Consider the following 21,503-nt stretch of genomic DNA (forward strand, 5'->3'; position numbering starts at 1 on the left):
GTCGAACACCAACATCATAGGCCAAGGGAAGTGCTACCCTGGGCTTGACAGTCTCGACAGGGTGAATGGGTTTGCGCCCCTGGGGGCGGTGTGCTACGATTGCTCCGACCCCGGCGGGGAGGCGCGTTGCTCCGACGCCCTCCCGGCTGTGGGCGACCGTCATATTGACATCCCGCCCGTGCGGGATTGAGGAGAGCAAAGATGCTTAAGCGTGAAGCCAAGCAGGGCATCCTCGGCAAGTACCGGCGACACAACGAGGACACAGGATCACCCGAGGTGCAGATCGCGTTGCTCACCGAACGGATCAATCACCTCGCCGGACACCTCAAGAACCACGCCAAGGATTTTCACTCACGACGGGGTCTGCTGAAGATGGTAGGGCAGCGCCGGCGGCTGCTTGCATATCTCGAGAGAACCGACATCGCCGCCTACCGGCGAATGGTGGAGTCGCTGGACCTGCGGCGCTAACCCCGGGCCGCCATGCGCGCACGGGACCCAGCACGATATTACCCTAGTCCGTGTAGGAAGGATGGGATACCCTCATGAACCTGGCAGCGTTGGTCCGCCGCGCTGAAGTCGAGATCGGCTCTAACCGGATGGTGTTTGAAACCGGTCTGCTGGCAAAGCAGGCATCCGGGGCCGTTACGGTAACATGCGGCGAGACCGTCGTCCTTGTAACCGCGACGATGTCGGACACCCTGAGGGAAGGGATTGACTTCTTCCCACTAACGTGCGATTTCGAGGAGAAGATGTATGCCGCCGGGAAGATTCCCGGCGGTTTCTTCAAGCGGGAGGGGCGTCCGGGCGAGAGGGCGATCTTAACTTCCCGACTCATAGACAGGCCGCTCCGGCCGCTGTTTCCCAAGGGATTTCGCAACGACGTCCAGATCGTTGCCACCGTGCTCTCCACCGATCAGGAAAACGACCCCGGCATCGCCGCCGTGAACGGCGCTTCCGCTGCGCTCGTTCTGTCCGGGATCCCGTTCGGCGGGCCCATTGGAGCGGTGCGGATGGGCTTGATCGATGGCAATCTTGTGGTGAACCCCACCCTTCGCCAGGTGGAGGAGCAGAGCCATCTCGACCTGATCGTGGCCGGGACTGAGGACGCCATCATAATGGTTGAGGCGGGCGCCAACGAGGTGCCCGAATCAGTGTTGATCGAGGCGATAACGCGGGCGCACGCCGAGATTCGCCGCATTGTGACCGCTCAGCGCGAGTTGGCGGCGGCGGCCGGTAAGCCCCCCCGCGTTCCCTCGCTGGTCAAGCACGATCCGGAGATGGAAGAAGCGGTTCGCAGCGCAGCCCTGCCGCTGGTGCGCGAGGCGCTGGCCAGCCCCGAGAAGCTGGCGCGAGAGGATGCGCTGCGTGCTGTGCAGACGGAGGTGACCGCAAATATCGGCGGGCAGTTCCCATCCGCCGCCGGAGCGATCGGCGAGGTCATCGCTTCGGTCACAAAGGAAGCGGTCAGGCGCAGTATCCTAGAGGATGGAGTCCGGCCGGACGGCCGTGGGACGAGGGAGATTCGGCCGCTGGCATGCGTGGTGGGCCTGCTGCCCCGCGCGCACGGGTCTGGGCTGTTCCAGAGGGGGCAGACCCAGGTCCTCGCTATTACCACGTTGGGAACAGGTGACGACAGGCAGCGCCTGGATGACATAGGCATACGCGAAGAGAAGCGCTACATGCACCACTACTCGTTCCCGCCGTTCTCCGTGGGTGAGGCCCGCCCGCTGCGCGGCCCGGGCCGCCGCGAGGTTGGGCATGGTGCCTTGGCTGAGCGGGCGCTGGAACTAATGATCCCCAATCAAGAGCAGTTCCCCTACGTGATCCGGGTGGTTTCCGAGGTTCTGGAATCGAATGGGAGCACGTCCATGGCAGCGGTTTGCGCTTCCACCCTGTCGCTGATGGACGCGGGCGTTCCCATCCGTGCCGCTGTGGGCGGGATCGCCATGGGGCTCATCTCCGGGACCGGCGGCAAGTATGCCATCCTGACCGACATCCAGGGCATCGAGGATGCCATGGGCGACATGGACTTCAAGGTTGCCGGCACGCGCGAGGGCGTAACCGCGCTCCAAATGGACGTCAAGAACTCCGGGCTCCCACAGGGCGTGCTGACCGAGGCGTTGGAGCAGGCCAGGGAAGCTAGGCTCACGATCCTCGATGCCATGTCCAACGCTCTGCCCGCTCCCCGTGCCACGCTGTCGGCTCATGCCCCACGCATCCTTACGCTGCAGATCAACCCCGAGAAGATCCGGGAGGTCATCGGTCCCGGAGGAAAGGTGATCAACAAGATCACCGCGGAAACAGGGGCCAAGATAGACATCGAGCAGGATGGGCGGGTGATGGTCGCATCGGTAAACGAGGACGCCGCCCGGCGCGCCGTGGCTATGATCGAGGGCATCGTCCGCGAGTTGCAGGTGGGGGAGACCTACCAAGGCCGGGTTACGCGGGTGTTGAACTTCGGGGCGTTCGTCGAGCTGCTGCCCGGTAAGGAAGGCCTAGTGCACATCTCTGAGCTATCCTACGGCCGTGTCAACAAGGTCGAAGACGTGGTCAAGGTAGGCGATGAGCTTGCGGTGAAGGTGAAGGAGATCGACGGTTTGGGTCGCGTCAACCTCACGCACCGCGGTACACAGCCTCCCCCGGAAGGATGGGAGGAGGAGACCGACGAGCCCCAGCCGGCCAACGCAGAGCACAGGCCGCGATCACCCCGTCCTCGTACAGGTGACGCCCGCGGCGGGGGCCCGCCGCGACGGCGCGATGGAGGCGGCAGGCCGCCCCGTAGGCCGCAGCCGTAACCGAACCGCGGCAGGCCTCGATGGATCCGACACACAGGTCGGTGCTGCCTAACGGCATTCGGGTAATAACCGAGGCAATGCCGCAGGTTCGCACCGCTGCGATTGGCCTGTGGATCGGGGCTGGGTCGCGGTATGAGGCCGTGGAGGTCCACGGCGTTTCGCACTTCCTTGAACACCTCTTCTTCAAGGGCACGCACGGTAGATCTGCGCTGGCCATCGCGCAGGCGGTGGACGCGCTGGGCGGCCAGATGAACGCCTTCACGGACAAGGAGCACACTTGCATCCATGTGAAGGTGCTGGCGGATCACCTGCCCCCGATCGTGGAGTTGATGGCGGACATGCTGCTCAACTCCAAGTTCGACCCCATCGCTATCGAGCGCGAGCGGCAGGTCATCACGGAAGAGATTAAGATGTACGAGGATTCGCCGGACGCAATGGTGCAGGACCTGATCGCTCAGACGATCTGGGACGGGCATCCGCTCGGCAGGCCGGTCATCGGGACGCGCAAAACCGTTTCCCGGCTGAGGCGCGCCGACTTCGTTCGGTACGTCGAGGAGCGTTACCGGCCCGACAACGTCCTCGTGGCAATTGCCGGGGACGTTGAGCACCAGGCGGCCACCGAGCTCATCGCGCGCCACCTGGGCCGGTGGGACGGCCGCGCGGTGGTGCAGGAGACTCTCCAGCCCTCGCTCACGCCGACGGTAACCATCCGCTCGAAGGAGATCGAGCAGGTGCATCTCTGCATGGCCACGCGGGGCTGTTCGGCGGCCGATGAGGACAGATACGTGCTGGCCGTGCTCGACAACCTGCTAGGAGGGGGAATGAGCAGCCGCCTCTTCCAGGAGATCAGGGAGAAGCGCGGGCTTGTGTACAGCATCGCCTCGTATCCGGCCTCGTATCGCGAGGGCGGGCTTTCGGTCATCTACGCGGCCATGAGCCCCGAGAACGGTCCAGAGGTCGTGCGCCTTATCCTGGAGGAGATCGCGGCCCTGTTCGGCACTCTTGACGAAGCGGAGCTGCAGCGCGCCAAGGAGTCGCTCAAGGGCAGCATCATGCTCCCGCTTGAGAGCACCAGCAGCCGGATGAGCAAGCTGGCGGGCTCCGAGCTGTACCACAGCCGGCAGATAGACTTGGACGAGATCCTCGGGCGCATAGATGCCGTGGACGCATCCGCGGTGCAGCGGATGGCCGCCGAGATCTTTACGCCCGGCCAGATGGCCATGGCCGCAATAGGGCCGTTCGGGGCGCACGGTACCCCGCGCGGGCCGCTGGAGCGGGCCTTTGGCCGGTCGCTGGGCGTCCTGGCCACCGGGCAATGAAGACCGCCGCCTGAACGGGAATTCCTGCCGGTGGCGTCGAACGCCTCCCGACATGGATACGATCCGTGTTGCCGTAAGCGGTGCCGCTGGTCGGATGGGTCGGACCGCGATCCGCGCCATCGCCCGCGAGCCAGACATGGTCCTGGTCGGCGCCCTAGAACACGACCAGGCGATCGGGCTTGACGCCGGAGAGCAGGCCGGCGCCCGGCGTCTGGATGTCAAGGTAACCGACAGCCTGGAAGCCATCATCGCCACCGGTCCGGACGTGCTGGTGGAGTTCGCTCCGGGGGGGGTGGCGGCCGATCACGCCCGCGCAGCGATCGAGGCCGGCATCCGGCCGGTTGTGGGCAGCACCGGGATCCCTGGGAGTGAGATCGAGCTACTGGGCGGACTGGCGGCTTTGCGCAAGACCGGTGCCGTGGTCGCGCCCAACTTCGCGATCGGCGCGGTGCTGATGATTGAGTTTGCCCGGCTTGCCGCGCGCCACCTTCCCCACGTGGAAATCATCGAACTGCACCACGACCGCAAGCGCGACGCGCCCTCGGGTACCGCGGAGAAGACCGCGCGCGCCATCGCATCGGTCCGGGCTGAATCCCCCTCGACCGCGGTGCCGGCCGCTGCCGCATCCGGGGAGGAACTCGTCGCCGGCGCGCGGGGCGGCGTCATCGAAGGGGTCCGCGTGCACAGCGTACGCCTGCCCGGCCTGGTTGCGCACCAGGAGGTCATCTTCGGTGGTCCTGGCCAGGTTCTCACGATCCGCCACGACTCAACGAGCGAGGAGTCGTTCATGCCGGGGCTGCTGCTGGCGGTCCGCCGTGTGCCCGGGCTGAACGGCCTGGTCCACGGCCTGGAGCATCTGCTGGGATTGCGCTAGTCAAACGGAGGGACAGTAATGGTCGGCGGTCTTCGTGTGGCAGTGATCGGTGCCACCGGCGTGGTGGGCGGCGCGATGGTGCGGATTCTTGAGGAGCGGGGATTTCCCGCCGCCTCGCTCCGGCTGTTCGCCACGGCCCGGTCCGTAGGCCGGACCGTGGTCTTTCACGGCAAGGCGGTAGAGGTCGAGGAGACCGGCGACGGTGTGCTGGAGTCCGATCTCGTGTTGTTTGCCGGAGGCGACGACGCCAGCCGGCGCCTGGCTTGGGCGGTGGCCGAAGCCGGTGGGGTCGCGGTGGACAACTCGTCCACGTGGCGAATGGACCCCCGGGTGCCCCTCGTCGTCCCGGAGGTCAACGCGGGCGCGCTGCGCGGTCACCAGGGTGTGATCGCCAACCCGAACTGCGTCGCGGTAGCCCTGGTTATGGCACTGAAGCCGATACACGATGCGGCCGGAATCCGTCGTTGTATCGTGGCAACCTATCAGTCGGTCTCGGGCGGCGGCGCGGACAACATGCGGGCGCTCCTGGCGCAGAGCCGGGGGCTACTCGATGCCGCCGACGCTCTGGAGACCGGGGATGCGGATCGCATCACCGCGGCCGCGGGGACCCCGTCACCCGTGGCTTTCAACGTCCGACCGCAGTGGAGGTGGGAACCGGACGGCGAGACCGAGGAAGAGAACAAGATCGTTGCAGAGACGCGGAAGATACTGGCCACCGACCTCCCGGTCAGCGTAACGGCGATGCGCGTACCCGTGATGGTAGGGCACACGCTGGCTGTTCACCTGGACCTGGCCAGACCACTGGCTCCTGACGCGGCCCGGGCTGCCCTGCGGGGGGCACGCGGGGTTGAGGTGGTGGACGACCCTTCAGTCGACCTTGTGCCGACGCCCCTGCTGGCTGCGGGCCGCGACCCGGTGTACGTGGGCCGTCTCAGGGCTGACCGCTTCGACCCGTGCGGGCTGAGCCTAGTGGTCTGTTCCGACAACCTGCGCAAGGGCGCCGCCCTCAACGCGGTGCAGATCGCGGAGTACCTGCTGGCAGCAGGCATGCTGCGCGGCCGCGGGGAGACCGCGCAGCCCAAGGGAGGATGACAATGCCGTTCTTCGGCCACCTGATAACCGCAATGGTAACGCCGTTTGACGCCGACGGTCGGGTTGACTACACCCGTGCCGCGGTGCTGACCGGCCGCCTGATCGCAGGCGGGAACGACGGCTTGGTGGTTGCCGGTACGACCGGGGAGTCACCTACGCTCTCCGATGACGAGAAGGTTCGGCTCTTCGGCGCGGTGAAGGAGGCCGCTGGTGATCGGGCCAAGGTGATCGCCGGAACCGGAACCTACGACACCGCGCACTCGATCCACCTGTCAAAGGAAGCGCACCGCGTCGGCGCAGACGGTCTGCTTCTGGTGAACCCCTACTACAACCGGCCGTCGCAGGACGGGCTCTACGCCCACTTCCGGGCCGTTGCCGAAAGTACCCCGCTGCCGGTGATGCTGTACAACATTCCGGGGCGCACCGGGGTGAACTGCATGCCCGAGACGATGGCCCGCCTCGCCGAGATCCCCAACATCGTCGCCGTCAAGGAAGCCGCCGGAAGCCTCGACCAGGTCTCCGAGATCCGAGTGAGGACTCCTGACCGGTTCAGCATCTACAGCGGGGACGACAGCCTGACGTTGCCCAAACTGGCGGTCGGTGCAACCGGGGTGGTCAGCGTCGCCGGGAACCTGGCCGGAGCGGAGATCCAGGCGATGATCCACGCCTTTCTTGCCGGCGGTGTGGAAGAGGCGTTGCGTTTGCATCGCCGCCTGTGGCCGCTCTTCAAGGTGCTGTTCATCACCACGAACCCGGTGCCGGTGAAGGCCGCGATGCGGTTGGCCGGTTTCGACTGCGGGAGGGTCCGGCTGCCCCTGGTGGATGCAACGCCCAAGGAGGAGGAGCAGATCCAGGTGGTGCTGCGCGCGCTGGGTTTGATGCCGGCTCAGGCGTGATCCGTCCAGGAGCGTCCGTGCTCGACCTCATCATTCTCGGAATCGTCCAGGGGCTGACCGAGTTCCTTCCCATCAGCAGCACCGCCCACCTGCTTTTCGCCGAGCACTACCTGGGCATGTCCAGGCCAGGGCTCGTGCTGGAGGCCGCGCTGCACCTCGGCACCGTACTGGCCGCCTGCGTGCTGTTCTGGCCGGACGTTGTACGGATCGTCCGAAGCATCCCCGCTCTCCTGCGAAGGTCCGAGGGGCCGGGCGCCCGCTCCTTGGATCCCGCGGCCCGGATGGCGGTGACGATCCTAACCTCCACCGCGGTCACCGCTGCGCTGGGTCTCGCGCTTGCCGGCCCGCTGGAGCGGATGTTCGAATCGGTCCGCGCTACAGCGGCGCAGCTTATGATAACCGGTACGATCCTGCTCTGGAGCCGCGAACGCGGCACGAGATCCGCCGAGGAAGCCACGGTAAGGGATGGCGTGGTCCTGGGTTTGGCACAGGCCCTGGCGATAGTGCCGGGGATCTCGCGATCCGGGGTCACGATCGTCGCCGGCCTGGCGCTCGGCCTGCGGCGCACCGAGAGCGCCCGGTTGTCGTTCCTCATCTCCATCCCGGCCATCGCAGGAGCCAGCGCCTTTGCGTTGAAGGACGCCGGGATGGCCACACGCTTGGGGTATGCGCCGCTGGAACTACTGGTTGGTGCGGTTGTGGCCTGCATCTCGGGTGGGCTGGCTATTGTGTGGCTGGTTGATCTCATCAGGCGCCACCGGCTGATAGCGTTCAGCGCTTACTGCTGGCTGGTCGGCGTGCTGGTTCTACTCACGGCGAGGTAGCCCGCATGGCCAGGCGACGGCAGTCCCGCCCGCCTTCGCACAACCGCCCGGTCGCGGCCGGATGGGCGCTCGTGCTGGTTGCGCTCGTGCTCGGCCTGGCGTTCCTGCCGGGCGCGACCGGTATTCCCCTGACGCTGGCCCGATGGCAGCGTCTCCTGCTGGGTACGGCTGCCCCGGCTCTCCCTGCCTACGTTCTGATTGCCGGGCTTATCCTGATGGCCGCGGGCGAGCGCGTGCGCCTCAGCCGGAGGATCGTGGGCTTCCTAATGGGATCGGCCACGGTCCTGCTGGTAGTGCACGCGTGGACCGCCGGCGCAGATCTTCTGGGCGCAGGGCTGGCAGGGCAGGGCGGTGGCGCGATCGGGGGCGGCCTCACCTGGGTTCTCGCCCGGGGGCTGGGACGGGATGGGATGTGGGCGGCCGTGGGCGTACTGGCGGTATTGAGCCTGAGCCTGCTGACCGGCGTCACGCTCGCGTCGGCGGGGGCAGGTCTCCGCGCCGCCGCGCGGGGAGGGATCTTCCTGGCGACCGTGCTCCTGCGGCTGGCTGCGCGCTTGGTCCGCTTCTTGGCCGCGGAGGCGCGAGGCCTCTGGGCCGCGGTCCACGCCCGCTGGGTGCGAAGACGCAGGGCGGATCGCACTTCGGCCCAGAAGACGGCCCAGCCGGTTCCGGATGAACCCAAGAGCACACTCGAGGTGCCCTTGCGCGTGCCTACCCCGGGACCGGAAGGCATCTCCCCACCCGCAATTGATCCTCAGACCCGTGGCAGGGCACGGTCCAAGGCGCCAAGAGCCGATGAACCGGTCCAGCAGGAACGGCTCGCATTCGCGTCCGCGGACTACCGGCTTCCGCCCATATCAATGGTCGGGGAGGGTGGGGGAACCAGGGCGCGCAGCCGGGTTGACCCGGCCGAGACCGCCAGGGCCCTTGAGCAGACGCTGGATAGCTTCGGGGTGAAGGCGCGCGTGGTTCACTGGGAGGTTGGGCCGGTTGTCACGCGCTTTGAGGTTCAACCCGAGCCCGGTGTGAAGGTTCAGAGGATCACCAGCCTCACCAACGACATCGCCCTCAACCTGGCCGCCCAGAGCGTGCGGATTGAGGCGCCAATTCCAGGGAAGTCGGCCATCGGGATCGAGCTGCCCAACCTGAAGGCAAGCATGGTGCACCTCAGGGAGATCCTGGCGGCGGAGATCTTCCAGAAGGCCACCTCGCCGCTGGTGGTCGCGGTCGGCAAGGATATCGCAGGGCATCCCATAGTGGCCGACCTGGCTGAAATGCCCCACCTGCTGATTGCCGGTGCGACCGGGTCCGGAAAGTCGGTGGCGCTGAACGCGATGATTGCCAGCCTGCTGTTCCGCAGCACTCCCCGCCAGGTTCGGCTCGTCATGATTGATCCCAAGCGGGTGGAGCTCACCGACTACAACGAAATCCCTCACCTGCTGACGCCCGTGGTCACGAACCCCCGCCAGGCCGCCAGCGTGCTCAAGGACATGCTGAGGGTAATGGAGCAGCGCTTCGAGCTGTTCGCTGCGGCAGGCGTGCGCAACATCCAGAGCTACAATCAACTCGCCGACGTCGAACCGTTGTACTACATCGTCATCATCGTTGACGAGCTGGCCGACCTGATGATGGTAGCCCCGGCCGACTTTGAGGACATCATCTGTCGCCTGGCCCAGATGACCCGGGCCACCGGGATCCACATGGTGGTGGCGACGCAGCGGCCCTCGGTGGACGTGATAACGGGGCTGATCAAGGCCAACATACCGTCACGCCTGGCTTTCGCGGTTTCCAGCCAGGTTGACAGCCGGACGATTCTGGACGGCCCAGGAGCGGAGAAGCTGCTGGGTCGCGGTGACATGCTCTTCATGCCTCTGGGTGTCTCCCGGGCGATCCGCGCCCAAGGCGCGTACATAGCAGACGACGAGATCCGTGCGCTCGTGGGATGGTGGCGGGGGCAAGGGACGCCGGTCTACGACACGGCGTTGGTCGAGGCGCAGCAATCCGCGGCCACCGAGGAATCGGCCGATGGCGAGCGGCTCCTGGAGGCTGCCAGGCTGATCGTGCGGACCGGGTACGGCTCGGTGTCCCTGCTTCAGAGGAAGATGCGCATAGGCTACGTGACGGCGGCCCGGCTCGTGGACGAGCTGGAGGCGCGCGGGATCGTGGGGCCGGTGCAGGGAAGCAACCCACGCGATGTGCTTATCGGCCTCGACGATCTCGACCGGCTTCTGCGCAAGAAGGTGCCGCCAACCTCGTAGCCGATGCCCCAGGGAGGCGCCCGAAGGACTCCCTCGGGTACGGCCAGAAGTAGCACACGAACGATCAGACAGCAGATGGGGAGAGGGGTGGTTGGGATGAAGCAGGTCACGGTGCGCGCCGCGGCGCTGGTACTCGTGGCGCTGGCGGTACTGGTGTGGTCGGCCGGTCCTACGGCCGTGCAGGCACAGGCCCCCAAGAAGCTACTCATAGGAATGGTCTACGATGTGGGAGGCCGGGGAGACCTGTCCTTCAACGATATGGCCTACGCGGGACTGTCGCGGGCGCAGAAGGAGTTTGGAGCCAAGGTCGTGACAAAAGACCTGGAGCCCGCCGCGGGCGGCGAGAACCGAGAAGAGCTGCTGCGCCTCCTGGCCGGCGAGAAGTACGACCTGATCTTCGGCATTGGGTTCCTGTTTACCGACAGCATTACGCGTGTGGCCAAGGCTTTTCCCGGCGTGAAGTTTGGCATAGTGGACGGGTTCATTGACAAGGAACCCAACGTGGCCAGCCTCTTGTTCAACGAGCACGAAGGGTCCTTCTTGGTCGGTGCCGCGGCGGCGCTGAAGTCCAAGACGGGCAAGATCGGGTTTGTCGGCGGGATGAAGATCCCCCTGATCGAGAAGTTCGAATCCGGCTACATCGCCGGCGCGAAGTTCGTCAAGCCCAACGTTGTGGTCTTCTCGGACTACGCCGGGACGACCGGTGAGGCGTTCCGCGATCCGGTCAAGGGCAAGGAGCTAGCCACCGCCCAGTATGACCGCGGAGCGGACATCATCTACCACGCATCGGGCGGTACCGGAATCGGCGTTTTCGAGGCCGCGTCGGCCAAGAAGAAGATGGCGATCGGCGTGGATGCCGACCAGTCCCTGACCGTGAAACCAGACCAGCGCGGGCGCGTCCTCACCAGCATGATGAAGCGAGTGGACGTGGCGGTCTACTCAACGATCAAGTCGCTTGTGGGCGGCTCCTTCAAGGCCGGTGTCCAGTCGTTCGGGCTCAAGGAAGGCGGCGTGGGCTACGCTGTGAACGATTACAACCGCGAGATGATGAAGGAGTTCGTGCCGCGTCTGGAGGCCCTTAAGAAGGACATCGTTGCCGGCAAGATCAAGGTTCCATCCGACAAGACGCAGCTCGAGGCATTCCTGAAGGGAATCAAGCGCTAGGGCCCGCTGCGGGGGCGGCGCACGGCGCCGCCCCCGCTCCGCATATGTCCGCCGTAATCGAGCTCACCGAAATCACCAAGCGGTTCCCCGGGGTGCTGGCCAATGACCGCATCTCACTGGCGGTTGCGCCCGGTGAGATCCACGCACTCGTAGGGGAGAACGGCGCGGGCAAGTCCACACTAATGAAGATCCTCTACGGGCTCTATGAGCCCGACGAAGGATGGATAGCGATCCGTGGCCGTCGGGTTACGCTCGACAGCCCCAGCCGCGCCATCGCCGCGGGCATCGGCATGGTGCACCAGCACTTTATGCTCATCCCGCGCTTCACCGTGACCGAGAACGTGATCTTGGGGTCCGAGCCCGCACGGGCGGGCCGGCTGTCCCTGAAGGTGGCACGCTCGCGGATTCGGGCCCTTGCCGACCAGTACGGCCTGACAATCGATCCGGACGCGGAGGTCGGCACGCTGTCGGTCGGAGAGCAGCAGCGCGTGGAGATCATCAAGGTGCTGTACCGGGGAGCCGAGATCCTCATCCTGGACGAGCCCACCGCGGTGCTTACGCCCCAGGAGGTTGACGACCTCTTCGCCAACCTACGGCGCCTGCGCGCGGAGGGCAAGACAATCGTGTTCATCAGCCACATCCTGGAGGAGGTCCTCGACATCGCCGATCGTATCTCGGTGCTACGCCGCGGCCGCGTCGTGGGCACCCTCGATGCGGCGGGCGCGACCAAGGCCCAGATAGCCGAGATGATGGTGGGGCGTCCCGTGCTGATGGAACTCGAGGTGCCGCCGGTGGAACCCGGTCCGGTCCGCCTGGAGGTTGAGGGACTGGTGGTGAGCGGAGCCCGGGGCAGGCCCGCGGTGCGCGGGGTGTCGTTCTCCGTCAAGGCGGGCGAGATTCTCGGCGTCGCCGGCATTGAGGGAAACGGCCAGAGCGAGCTGGTGGAGACGCTGGTGGGTCTGCGGGTACCGACGGCAGGGCGGCTGCGAATCATGGGAGAGGACGTGACCCGCTCGGGGCCCCGGGCGATCAGGCTGATGGGCGTGGCCCACATTCCCGAAGACCGGCACCGACGCGGCCTGGTCCTACCCATGGAGGTGTGGGAGAACCTGATCCTGGGGCACCACTTCCGGGGGGAGTTCGGGGAAGGATTCCTGCTCGATCGCGGTGCCATCGCCCGCTTCGCGCGCGAACGGGTGGACCGTTTCGACGTGCGCACTCCCTCGCTGAGGACGCCCACGCTGGCGCTCTCAGGCGGCAACCAGCAGAAGGTAATCGTAGCGCGCGAGTTTGGCTTCGCGCCGTCGGTGCTGATCGCGGCTCAGCCGACGCGAGGTCTGGACATAGGCGCCACGGAGTTCGTCCGGCGCCAGATCCTTGCTGCTCGCTCAGCCGGGATGGCCGTGGTCCTGGTCTCGGCGATGCTCGAGGAGGTGCTTTCGCTGGCCGATCGTGTGGCGGTCATGCACGCAGGAGCGATTGTTGCCGAGTTCCCGCGGGGTACGGTCACGCCGCGTGAGATCGGGCTATACATGACCGGCGCCCGGCGCGCCGAGGGCGTACCGGCGTGAGCACGCGGGTCCGGCTGGGGGTGCTGCAGGCCGCGGCTCCCCTGCTGGCCATAGCGTTTGGAGCGGTCGTCGCCTCGGGGATCATCCTGGCGATCGGCAAAGACCCACTGGAAGTCTACGGCCTTATGCTGCGGTTCAACCTCACTCGGTCCGACAGCGTTGCGGCGATCTTTCTCAAGGCAACCCCGCTGACGTTCGCCGGCCTGGCGGTGGCGCTCTCGTTCCGCGCGAATCTGTGGAACATCGGGGTCGAGGGGCAGTACGCCGTGGGCGCGTTCGCGGCGGCGTTGGTGGCGTTTGGGGTACGCGGGCTGCCCGCCCCCATCCACCTGCCCCTGGCGGTACTGGCCGGCGTGGCAGGCGGGGCGGCATGGGCGTTGCTTCCGATTGCGCTGAAACTCCGGCGCGGGGCGCACGAGGTCATCACCTCAATAATGATGAACTACATCGCCGCCGCGCTGGTCCTGTTCCTGCTCGCCGACGTCTTCCGCGATCCGACGCAAGCGGGCACGCCCCGCGTTCGCACGCCGCTCTTTGAGGACAGCGCCCGCATCCCCCTGCTGCGCCCGGTGCTGCAGCTCGTGGGGATAGGGGTTCCGGACCACTCGGCGCTCAACTGGTTCCTGCCGCTGGGGGTGGTGCTGTGCCTGGGTGCGGCCTACGTGCTGGCCCGCACGCGCTTCGGGTACGAGGTCCGGGCCGTGGCGCTGAACCCTGACGCCGCCGAGACCGCCGGCATTCGGATCGCGCGCACCCAGTTCTACATGTTCTTGGCCAGCGGCGCCGTGGCAGGGCTCGTGGGACTCTCCGATGTGCTGGGGTTCTTTGGATACTTCGACATTGACTTCCCTAAGGGGCTGGGCTTTTTGGGGATCTCGGTGGCGCTGCTGGCCAGGAACGATCCGATCGGGGTCGTTCCGGCGGCGCTACTTCTTGCCTTCCTGGACCGGGGGGCGCAGGGAGTCCAGGTGTTCTCAGGGGTCCCGCGCGAGGTGATCACGATCCTTCAGGCGGTGATCATCCTGGCGATCGTGGTTGGGTACGAGTTGGTGACGCGCTACGTCCGCGCGCAGCGCAAGCGCGAGGCCGAGAGCGCGGTCTCCGGACCGTCCGATGTCAGCGTGGAGCGGGGAGGGTAGGCCGTGGAGTTGCTGGCCGCTCTCCTCAACATGGCACTGTTGGCCTCGGCGGTGCGACTGACGGTGCCCATCCTCCTCACCGCCCTGGGAGCCGTCTACTCCGAGCGTGGCGGCGTCGTGAATATCGGGCTGGAAGGCATCATGATAATGGGGACTTTCTTCGGAGCCTCGGTGACGCACCTCGTCGCCACGGCCCTCCCTGTCCCAGGGGCCGAGGCCGGCGCCACGCACGCGATCGCGCCCGTGGCCGGCATGCTGGCGGCCATGGCCGCCGGTGTGCTGTTCTCGCTCGTCCACGCCGTCGTGGCTGTGACGTTCCGCGTGAACCAGATCATCAGCGGCGTTGTGCTGAACATGCTGGCGGTCGGGTTGGCGCGATTCCTGAACATCCTCTTCTTCGGCGTGGCCACGCAATCACCCGGCATCAGCGGGTTCGAGCCGTGGAGCGTGCCCGTGCTGCGCGACGTGCCGGCCCTGGCTCCGATTGCCACCGGCATATCACCGGTGATCCCGTCGGCACTGGTTCTCCTGGGGCTCGGCCACTGGGTGCTGCTGCGGACGGTTTTCGGGCTGCGCCTGCGAGCGGTGGGCGAGCACCCGCTGGCGGCGGATACCCTTGGGATCAACGTGGCGGCGATGCGCTACGCGGGCGTGCTGATCAGCGGCGCCCTAGCAGGACTGGCCGGCGGGTATCTCTCGATCGAGCAGGGTCGGGGCTACCTGGAAGGAATGACGCAGGGCCGTGGTTTCATCGCGTTGGCCGCGATGATTTTCGGTAACTGGTGGCCGCTGGGCGCCCTGGGGGCCTCGGCGCTGTTTGGATACTTCGACGCGCTCAGCCTGCGCGTTGTGCACACGCGTATCCCCTACCAGTTCATCACCGTACTGCCGCACATCGCGACCATTTTCGTGCTGGCCGGTTTCATGCGGAGGGCCGTGCCGCCGGCCGCGGACGGCATCCCGTACACCAAGGAAGAGGCGTAAGGTCGTGATCCGGACCCGCCGGTACGGACCCGTAACCCAGATCCGCATGGCGCGGGCCCTGGCCGGGCGGCCGCTCTACTGGACGTGCGCCTACCACGTGGACGGCCTGTTGATTGACACGGGATGCAGACACACGGCCGGTGAGCTCGTGGCGGCGCTGGATGGAAGCGATCTCACGCAGTTGGTCAATACGCACAACCACGAGGACCACGTCGGAGGGAACGCGGCGATTAGCGCGCGTTTCGGGGTCCGGGCCTATATTCATCCGCTGGGGATCGATGGTATGCGGCACCCGGACGGGCACCTGCCGTTCTATCGCCGGGTGGTGTGGGGGAGGCCGGCTCCGTACGATCCCCAGGCCCTGGGAGACCGCATTGCCACCGACCGGTACGCCTTTCGAGTTCTCCATGCGCCCGGACACAGCACCGACCAAGTGGTGCTGTTCGAGGAGCGGGAGGGCTGGCTGTTCAGCGCCGATCTATACCTGGGCGAACGGGTCAAGTACCTGCGACGAGACGAACGGTTGGACGATAGCCTTGAGTCGCTGCGTCGCGTCGCCGCCCTCCCGGTCGGCAGGCTGTTCTGCGGCCTCGGCGCGGTGATAGACGACGGTGGAGCGGCCCTGAGCGGCAAGCTTGCGTACTGGGAAGAGGTCTGCCAACGGGTTGCGGAGCTGCACGATGCCGGTAGGTCCGCGGTCGGGATACGGCGCACCATTCTGGGAGCCGAAGGGTTCATGCGCTGGGTCAGCTCGGGCGACTTCGCCATGCAGTACCTGGTGGACCAGGCGCTGTCAATCGTAGCCGGGAGTTCTCCTTACGGACCGCCCGGCCGGCCCGGCCTAGGAGACGCATGATGAGAGGTGGGATCGTGCTGGTCGGAGGTGCCATGGTGGACGTGCGTGCCGCCGCCACCTCCGGCAGCTTGGTGCCGGGCCGGTCCGTACCCGGGAAGGCCCGGCTCTTGCCCGGCGGGGCCGCGCGTAACGTCGCCGTGAACTTGGTCCGCCTCGGCCACCGGGTGACCCTGCTGACCGCAGTAGGGGATGACCCGCTGGGCCGCTGGCTGGTGGATGATGCGGCCTGCCGGGGCGTGGGCACGGACGGTATCCTGTTCCGCCCGCAGCCCACGGGACTGTTCGTCACCGTGGGGGCAGGCATTGACGCGGCCTGGTGCGTCGCCGATGCCGGGCCGGTCGAGTCGCTGCGCCCGGCCGACCTGGAGCCCTGGCGTCAGGCGGTCGCCACGGCCGGGGTCCTTGTGCACGACGCCAACCTCTACGAGGACGCCCAGGCCGCCCTGCTGACGATGGCAGGCGGGGTACCACGCATCCTGCTGGCCACCTCGCCGGACAAAGCGGTGAGGTTGCGGCCATCGCTCAACGGCGCCGCAGTTGTGGTGTGCAACCAGGATGAGGCCTGCGTCCTGGCAGGGATGACGGGAGCGCCGGACTGGCAGGTCCTGGGCGCGGCACTGGTGGCCGGCGGCGCCGGATGTGTGGTGATCACGCAGGGTGAGGGGGGCGTCGGCGTCATGACGCCCTTTGCGGCGGCGTTCGAGCCGGCCGCCCGCGTTTCCGTGGTGGATCCTACCGGAGCCGGCGATGCGGTTGCCTCGGCGGCGGTGCACGGCTATCTGGCCGGCATGAGCCCGGCCCAGACGGCGCGTCTGGCCGCCTCAGCAGCGGCCTGCGTCGTGCAATCTCCTGAGAACACCCCGGCGGCGCTCGGCGCCGTCCCTCACGCATGATCCGGGCCGCATCCACCTGGATGCGCATCGCGCCGGAGGTTGCCGCCGCCCTCGACGCGGGCAGAGCGGTGGTGGCGTTGGAAAGCGCGGTGCTCTCGCACGGCCTGCCGGAAGCCCAGGCCCGCACTCTGACCTGCCGGCTTGATGAGATCGTTCGAAGCGCCGGAGCAGTTCCTGCTCTGGTCGCGGTGCGGGCGGGCCGCGTGGAGGTCGGGCTAGATCCTTCCGATGTGGAGTTCCTGCTCGCAACGGGCGTCGTGAAGATCTCCTCGCGCGACTTGGCTGCGGCCGTTGCGCGCCGGCAGTCCGGCGGTACAACGGTGGCGGGCACCCTGGCTGCCGCCCATGCCGCGGGTATTCGGGTGATGGCCACCGGAGGCATCGGTGGGGTTCACATCGGGGCCGAGGCCAGAGGGGACGTCTCGGCCGATCTGTTTGCGCTGAGCCGCTTTCCGCTGGTCGTCGTCTGCGCGGGACCCAAGGCGATCTGCGATCCCCACTGGACCTCCGAGGCCCTAGACAGCCTGGGGGTATCCGTTGTCGGCTTTCGCACCGATACACTGCCCGCGTTCCTGGCACGCTCCAGTGGAGTCGCGGTGCCGTGTCGGGTTGAGACCGCGCGCGAGGTGGCTGCGATCGCGAAGGCCAAGGCAGAGATGCGCGACCCATCGGCGCTGCTCGTGGTGCAGCCTCCCCCCCCGGATGCCGCGATGGACGGGCAGGAGCTGGCCCGCGCCGTTGCCGCTGCTCTGGAGCGGGCCAGGGCAGCGGCGGTGGGCGGCGCAGCGCTGACCCCATATCTGCTGAGGGAGATCGCCGAGATCACCGGCGGGGAGGCTTTGACGGCCAACCTGGCGGTCCTGGAGGCCAACGCATCGCTGGCCGCCGCGGTGGCCGTGGGAATTTCCTGCTTGGGCAGGGACGCGCCGGACTGAGAAGGAACAACACGGACAAAGTGACAACGCTGCCGCCGTCCAAGAACCAGTTGGGCGCCGCCGAGATCGGCGCCACCCTGCGCTCAGCGCGCGCGGCCCGCGGCATTTCCCTAGCCGAGATGCACACCCGCACGAAGATCAGCACCGACTACCTTGTCGCGCTTGAGGAGGGGCGATTGGGCGCGCTGCCTCCCGTTGCGTTCACCCGCGGGTTCCTGCGGACCGTGGCAGACGAGCTGGGGATCGATCCCGAGCCCATTGTAAGGAGCCTCAACGCGGCGATGGCAGCGGAGGGAGCAGCGCGGCCGGAAGGCTGGCGGCGTGTGGGATCGGCGATCGTTCCGGTCGCGTCGATGTCGCCGCTGAGGCGGCGGGTCATCTCCCTTGTGCTGGTGGCGTTCCTGGTAGTTCTCGCGGCGATCGTTCTCCTCACCCGGCAGCTGTGGGAGTTCGCGCAGCCCGTGCCGCCGGCCGCCCCATCGGTCATTGTAGCGACGCCGGCGGCCCCAGTTCCGATTCCATCTCCGGTCGTGGGACCGCCGGAGACGCAGATCCCCTCCGGCGCCCTGCCGGCGGACCAGGAAGTGACCGTCGAGGTGCGGGCTTCGGGCCGGTCGTGGCTGCTCGTGCAGACCGAGGCAGGGCCCCTCTTCGAAGGGTTCATCAGTGCCGGAGGAGTGATGCGGTGGCAGAGCCGGGCTCCGATCTCGGTCCGCGCGGGCAACGCTGGCGCCATTGCCGTGGTCGTGAACGGTGCCGCCCTGGGAACCTACGGGCGACCGGGCGAGGTTGTGGACCGAACCTTCCGGCCGGGCGCACCGCCGTGAGAGGCGCCGGGGAGTTGTCAGGACGCTATGCGCGCTGAGTTGATCTCCGTCGGTACCGAGCTGCTCCTCGGGCAGATCACCGACACAAACGCGACCTACCTGGCGAGGCTCCTGGCGTCGTGGGGCGTGGACCTGCTCGCAAAGCAGACCGTGGGCGACAACCTCGAGCGCGTCCGCGCAGCGGTGAGCCTTGCGCTGGCGCGGTCCGATCTGGTGATCACGACGGGAGGCCTGGGACCCACCGAAGACGACCTGACGACTGAGGCGGTGGCGCTCGCCGCGGGGCTGCCGTTGGTCCACCACGATGAGACCGCCGACCGTATCGCCGGCTTCTTTGCCCGACGCGGCCGGACGCCCACCGAGTCGGTCTTCCGGCAGGCCAAGATACCGTCAGGGGCGCAGGTCATTCCAAACCGAAGAGGCACCGCGCCGGGCCTGCTCGTCCCCATCGGCCGTCAGGTGGTCTTCATGTTTCCCGGTGTGCCGGCGGAGATGGAGGAACTGGTCGCCGATGGGCTGGTGCCGTGGCTGGCTGAGCGCGTGGGAGATGAGGTCATCCGGTCGCGCGTGCTGCGTATCGCCGGCATAGGTGAGTCGCTGGTCGAGGAACGGGTTAGGGATCTGGTCCACGGCGCCAACCCAACGGTGGCGCCGCTTGCCAAGCTGGGGGAGGTTCACCTGCGGATCACCGCCAAGGGCCCGCCCGCAGTAGTTGCCGCCCTGATAGACCAGACTGAAGCCGGCCTCAGGGAACGGCTGGGGGTTGCGGTCTTCGGTGTAGACGACGAGACGCTGCAGGCCGTGGCGGCCAGGCTGCTAATCGAGCGTGGACTGACCCTGGCAGTAGCGGAGTCGTGCACCGCGGGCGTGCTGGCCTCGCGGTTGACCGAGATCCCAGGCAGCTCGGCGTTCCTGCTGGCGGGGTTCGTAGCCTACAGCAACGAGGCCAAAGTGCGTGACCTCGGCGTGGAAGCAGAGCTCATCGCCGCGCACGGCGCGGTCAGCACTGAGGTGGCCAGGGCGATGGCCGAGGGTGCCCGGGCCCGAACGGGCGCCGGCATCGGCGTGGCCGTAACAGGCATAGCCGGTCCCGACGGCGGCACGCCTGCCAAGCCGGTCGGGCTGGTGTATCTCGCCATCGCCACGGACGCCGGCGCGCGCGCCGAGGAGGTACGGTTCGGCGCCGAGGCGGGCAGAGCCGGGATACGCCACTTGGCCGCGCAGGCCGCGCTCAACCTTATCCGGCTCTCCCTGCTAGGGCGATGACGCTCTACCGGACCTTCATCGCGATCGAGTTGAGCGACGAATCCCGGCGCTTGGTGGCCGAGTTGGCGGAGCGGCTGCGTGCGGCCGGGGCGACGCTTCGATGGATGAAGCCGGAGAACCTGCACTACACCCTGTCTTTTCTGGGAGAGATACCGGCCGCGCAGGTGGCCCGCGCGGTCGTCGCAACGCGCAGTGCGGTCGGCCGGACCATGCCCTTTCCCGTGTCAATCGGCGGCCTGGGCGCCTTTCCAGGTTTGGAGCGGCCCCAGGTGATCTGGGTCGGGTGCACCGAGGGGTCTGAAGCCCTTGGGCGCCTGTCCGGGGAGGTGAAAGCGGCGCTGGACCGGGAGCGCCTTCCGTCAGATCCCAAACCCTTCCGCCCCCATCTGACCCTGGGCCGCGTGAAAGACAACCGGCAGTGGGGAGAGCTGGTGCGGGCCGTCCGGTCGCACCGCGATGCCGCGATCGGTGTGGAGTGGGTGAGGACCGTTACCGTTATGGAAAGCCGGCTGACGCCTGACGGTCCGGTCTACACGCCTCGAGAGAAGGTCCTGTTGGGCCACGGGTTGAACTCCACGGGTACATAAGCCCCAAATCTGGTATATCGGTCAGGTGGGTGCGCTATTGCAGGATTGACAGGCGAACATTTGTTTGGTATTCTCTGGTCACCGCGTCACAGGGAGGTTGGAGGAGATGACTGAGCGCCAACGGGCTCTGGACCTGGCCCTCTCCCAGATAGAGAAGCAGTTCGGCAAGGGCTCCATCATGAAGCTGGGCGAAGCCAGCGCGAGGCTCCAGGTAGAGGTCATCTCGACCGGGGCCCTAGGTCTCGATCTGGCGCTGGGCGTCGGCGGCGTTCCCAGGGGACGCGTGGTCGAGATTTACGGCCCGGAGGCGTCGGGCAAGACCACGCTCGGCTATCACATCATTGCAGAGGCACAACGCGAAGGGGGCGTCGCGGCGTTTATTGACGCCGAGCACGCACTCGATCCTACCTATGCCAAGGCAGTGGGGATGGACGTAGACAACCTGCTCCTCTCCCAGCCCGACAGCGGTGAGCAGGCCTTGGAGATAGCCGAGACCCTCGTGCGCAGCGGCGCCGTGGACGTCGTCGTTGTGGACTCGGTGGCCGCCCTGGTGCCGCGCGCGGAACTGGAGGGCGAGATGGGCGATGCCCACGTCGGGCTGCAGGCGCGCCTCATGTCGCAGGCCCTCCGCAAACTGGTCGGCACCATCAGCCGGTCGCGCACGATCGTGGTGTTCATAAACCAGCTCCGCGAGAAGATCGGGGTGATGTTCGGAAATCCGGAAACCACCACGGGTGGCAGGGCGCTCAAGTTCTACTCGTCGGTCCGCATGGAAATCCGCAGGATCGAGAACATCAAGAGCGGGGACGAGGTCAAGGGGATTCGGGCGCGTGTCAAGGTCGTCAAGAACAAGGTCGCCCCTCCGTTTCGCGATGCGGAGGTGGACATCATCTACGGCCATGGGATCTCACGCAGCGCCAGCATCCTCGATGTGGCCACGGCGATGGGCCTGGTCCAGCGTTCGGGGGCCTGGTTCACATACGGCGATCTGCGCCTGGGACAGGGGCGCGACAACGCGCGTGAGTTCCTGGACAGCAACGCCGAGGTGGCCAGCGAGATTGACCGCCGCGTGCGCGAGGCCCGTGGGCTGCTTCGCACCAAGGAAGCCGCGGCGGTTCCACCGGCTGAGCCGGAAGCCCGACAAGCTGCGGCTGCTGCCCGCCCTGCGCCGGTGGCACGCCTGGTGCCGGCGAAACCCCGAGGGTAGCCAACGGAGCGCGGCC

The 21,503-nt window shown here is 67.2% G+C and carries 20 protein-coding genes; all 20 read left to right on the forward strand.

Annotation, left to right across the window (positions count from 1 at the left end; genetic code table 11):
- A partial coding sequence (locus RDU83_11370; protein ID MDQ7841608.1) for a hypothetical protein occupies positions 1 to 190 on the forward strand: 190 nt, incomplete at its 5' end.
- Positions 191 to 201: 11 nt separating this feature from the next.
- Complete coding sequence (rpsO, locus tag RDU83_11375; GenBank protein ID MDQ7841609.1) at positions 202 to 468, forward strand: 30S ribosomal protein S15; 267 nt, start codon at positions 202 to 204, stop codon at positions 466 to 468.
- 74 nt (positions 469 to 542) lie between these two features.
- The gene (locus RDU83_11380; GenBank protein MDQ7841610.1) at positions 543 to 2,795 is read left to right on the forward strand and encodes a polyribonucleotide nucleotidyltransferase; all 2,253 of its coding nucleotides are present in this window, start codon (positions 543 to 545) and stop codon (positions 2,793 to 2,795) included.
- 20 nt (positions 2,796 to 2,815) lie between these two features.
- Positions 2,816 to 4,114 (forward strand): pitrilysin family protein, encoded by a 1,299-nt coding sequence (locus RDU83_11385; GenBank protein ID MDQ7841611.1) that lies wholly within the window; start codon positions 2,816 to 2,818, stop codon positions 4,112 to 4,114.
- A gap of 52 nt (positions 4,115 to 4,166) precedes the next feature.
- Positions 4,167 to 4,988, forward strand: a complete 822-nt coding sequence (gene dapB / locus RDU83_11390; GenBank protein MDQ7841612.1) for a 4-hydroxy-tetrahydrodipicolinate reductase — start codon at positions 4,167 to 4,169, stop codon at positions 4,986 to 4,988.
- Between the two features lie 18 nt (positions 4,989 to 5,006).
- The gene (locus RDU83_11395; protein ID MDQ7841613.1) at positions 5,007 to 6,080 is read left to right on the forward strand and encodes an aspartate-semialdehyde dehydrogenase; all 1,074 of its coding nucleotides are present in this window, start codon (positions 5,007 to 5,009) and stop codon (positions 6,078 to 6,080) included.
- The gene (gene dapA, locus RDU83_11400) at positions 6,077 to 6,976 is read left to right on the forward strand and encodes a 4-hydroxy-tetrahydrodipicolinate synthase (protein ID MDQ7841614.1); all 900 of its coding nucleotides are present in this window, start codon (positions 6,077 to 6,079) and stop codon (positions 6,974 to 6,976) included. The genes RDU83_11395 and dapA overlap by 4 nt, the downstream gene beginning before the upstream one ends.
- Positions 6,977 to 6,993: 17 nt before the next feature.
- Complete coding sequence (locus RDU83_11405; GenBank protein ID MDQ7841615.1) at positions 6,994 to 7,800, forward strand: undecaprenyl-diphosphate phosphatase; 807 nt, start codon at positions 6,994 to 6,996, stop codon at positions 7,798 to 7,800.
- A 5-nt stretch (positions 7,801 to 7,805) separates the two neighbouring features.
- On the forward strand, positions 7,806 to 10,058 hold the full coding sequence (locus RDU83_11410) for a DNA translocase FtsK (protein ID MDQ7841616.1): 2,253 nt from the start codon (positions 7,806 to 7,808) through the stop codon (positions 10,056 to 10,058).
- A gap of 96 nt (positions 10,059 to 10,154) precedes the next feature.
- Positions 10,155 to 11,222, forward strand: coding sequence for a BMP family ABC transporter substrate-binding protein (locus tag RDU83_11415; protein MDQ7841617.1), 1,068 nt, complete (start codon positions 10,155 to 10,157; stop codon positions 11,220 to 11,222).
- A gap of 44 nt (positions 11,223 to 11,266) precedes the next feature.
- Positions 11,267 to 12,793: an ABC transporter ATP-binding protein gene (locus tag RDU83_11420; GenBank protein ID MDQ7841618.1), complete on the forward strand. Its 1,527-nt coding sequence runs from the start codon at positions 11,267 to 11,269 to the stop codon at positions 12,791 to 12,793.
- Positions 12,790 to 13,932 carry an ABC transporter permease gene (locus RDU83_11425; protein MDQ7841619.1) on the forward strand — a complete coding sequence of 381 codons (1,143 nt, stop codon included), beginning with the start codon at positions 12,790 to 12,792 and terminating at the stop codon, positions 13,930 to 13,932. The genes RDU83_11420 and RDU83_11425 overlap by 4 nt, the downstream gene beginning before the upstream one ends.
- A gap of 3 nt (positions 13,933 to 13,935) precedes the next feature.
- The gene (locus RDU83_11430; protein ID MDQ7841620.1) at positions 13,936 to 14,916 is read left to right on the forward strand and encodes an ABC transporter permease; all 981 of its coding nucleotides are present in this window, start codon (positions 13,936 to 13,938) and stop codon (positions 14,914 to 14,916) included.
- A gap of 4 nt (positions 14,917 to 14,920) precedes the next feature.
- Positions 14,921 to 15,772: an MBL fold metallo-hydrolase gene (locus RDU83_11435; GenBank protein MDQ7841621.1), complete on the forward strand. Its 852-nt coding sequence runs from the start codon at positions 14,921 to 14,923 to the stop codon at positions 15,770 to 15,772.
- On the forward strand, positions 15,772 to 16,665 hold the full coding sequence (locus tag RDU83_11440) for a PfkB family carbohydrate kinase (GenBank protein MDQ7841622.1): 894 nt from the start codon (positions 15,772 to 15,774) through the stop codon (positions 16,663 to 16,665). Before RDU83_11435 ends, RDU83_11440 begins: the two co-directional genes overlap by 1 nt.
- Positions 16,662 to 17,600 carry a pseudouridine-5'-phosphate glycosidase gene (locus tag RDU83_11445; GenBank protein MDQ7841623.1) on the forward strand — a complete coding sequence of 313 codons (939 nt, stop codon included), beginning with the start codon at positions 16,662 to 16,664 and terminating at the stop codon, positions 17,598 to 17,600. Before RDU83_11440 ends, RDU83_11445 begins: the two co-directional genes overlap by 4 nt.
- Positions 17,601 to 17,620: 20 nt before the next feature.
- Positions 17,621 to 18,427 (forward strand): DUF4115 domain-containing protein, encoded by an 807-nt coding sequence (locus tag RDU83_11450; protein ID MDQ7841624.1) that lies wholly within the window; start codon positions 17,621 to 17,623, stop codon positions 18,425 to 18,427.
- Between the two features lie 27 nt (positions 18,428 to 18,454).
- A complete protein-coding gene (locus RDU83_11455) occupies positions 18,455 to 19,693 on the forward strand; it encodes a competence/damage-inducible protein A (GenBank protein MDQ7841625.1) in 1,239 nt (412 codons plus the stop codon).
- On the forward strand, positions 19,690 to 20,280 hold the full coding sequence (gene thpR, locus RDU83_11460; protein ID MDQ7841626.1) for an RNA 2',3'-cyclic phosphodiesterase: 591 nt from the start codon (positions 19,690 to 19,692) through the stop codon (positions 20,278 to 20,280). Before RDU83_11455 ends, thpR begins: the two co-directional genes overlap by 4 nt.
- A 106-nt stretch (positions 20,281 to 20,386) precedes the next feature.
- Positions 20,387 to 21,487 (forward strand): recombinase RecA, encoded by a 1,101-nt coding sequence (gene recA, locus RDU83_11465; protein MDQ7841627.1) that lies wholly within the window; start codon positions 20,387 to 20,389, stop codon positions 21,485 to 21,487.
- The last annotated feature ends 16 nt before the right edge of the window (positions 21,488 to 21,503 follow it).

Source organism: bacterium (assembly GCA_031082185.1).
Lineage (GTDB): Bacteria > Sysuimicrobiota > Sysuimicrobiia > Sysuimicrobiales > Humicultoraceae > VGFA01.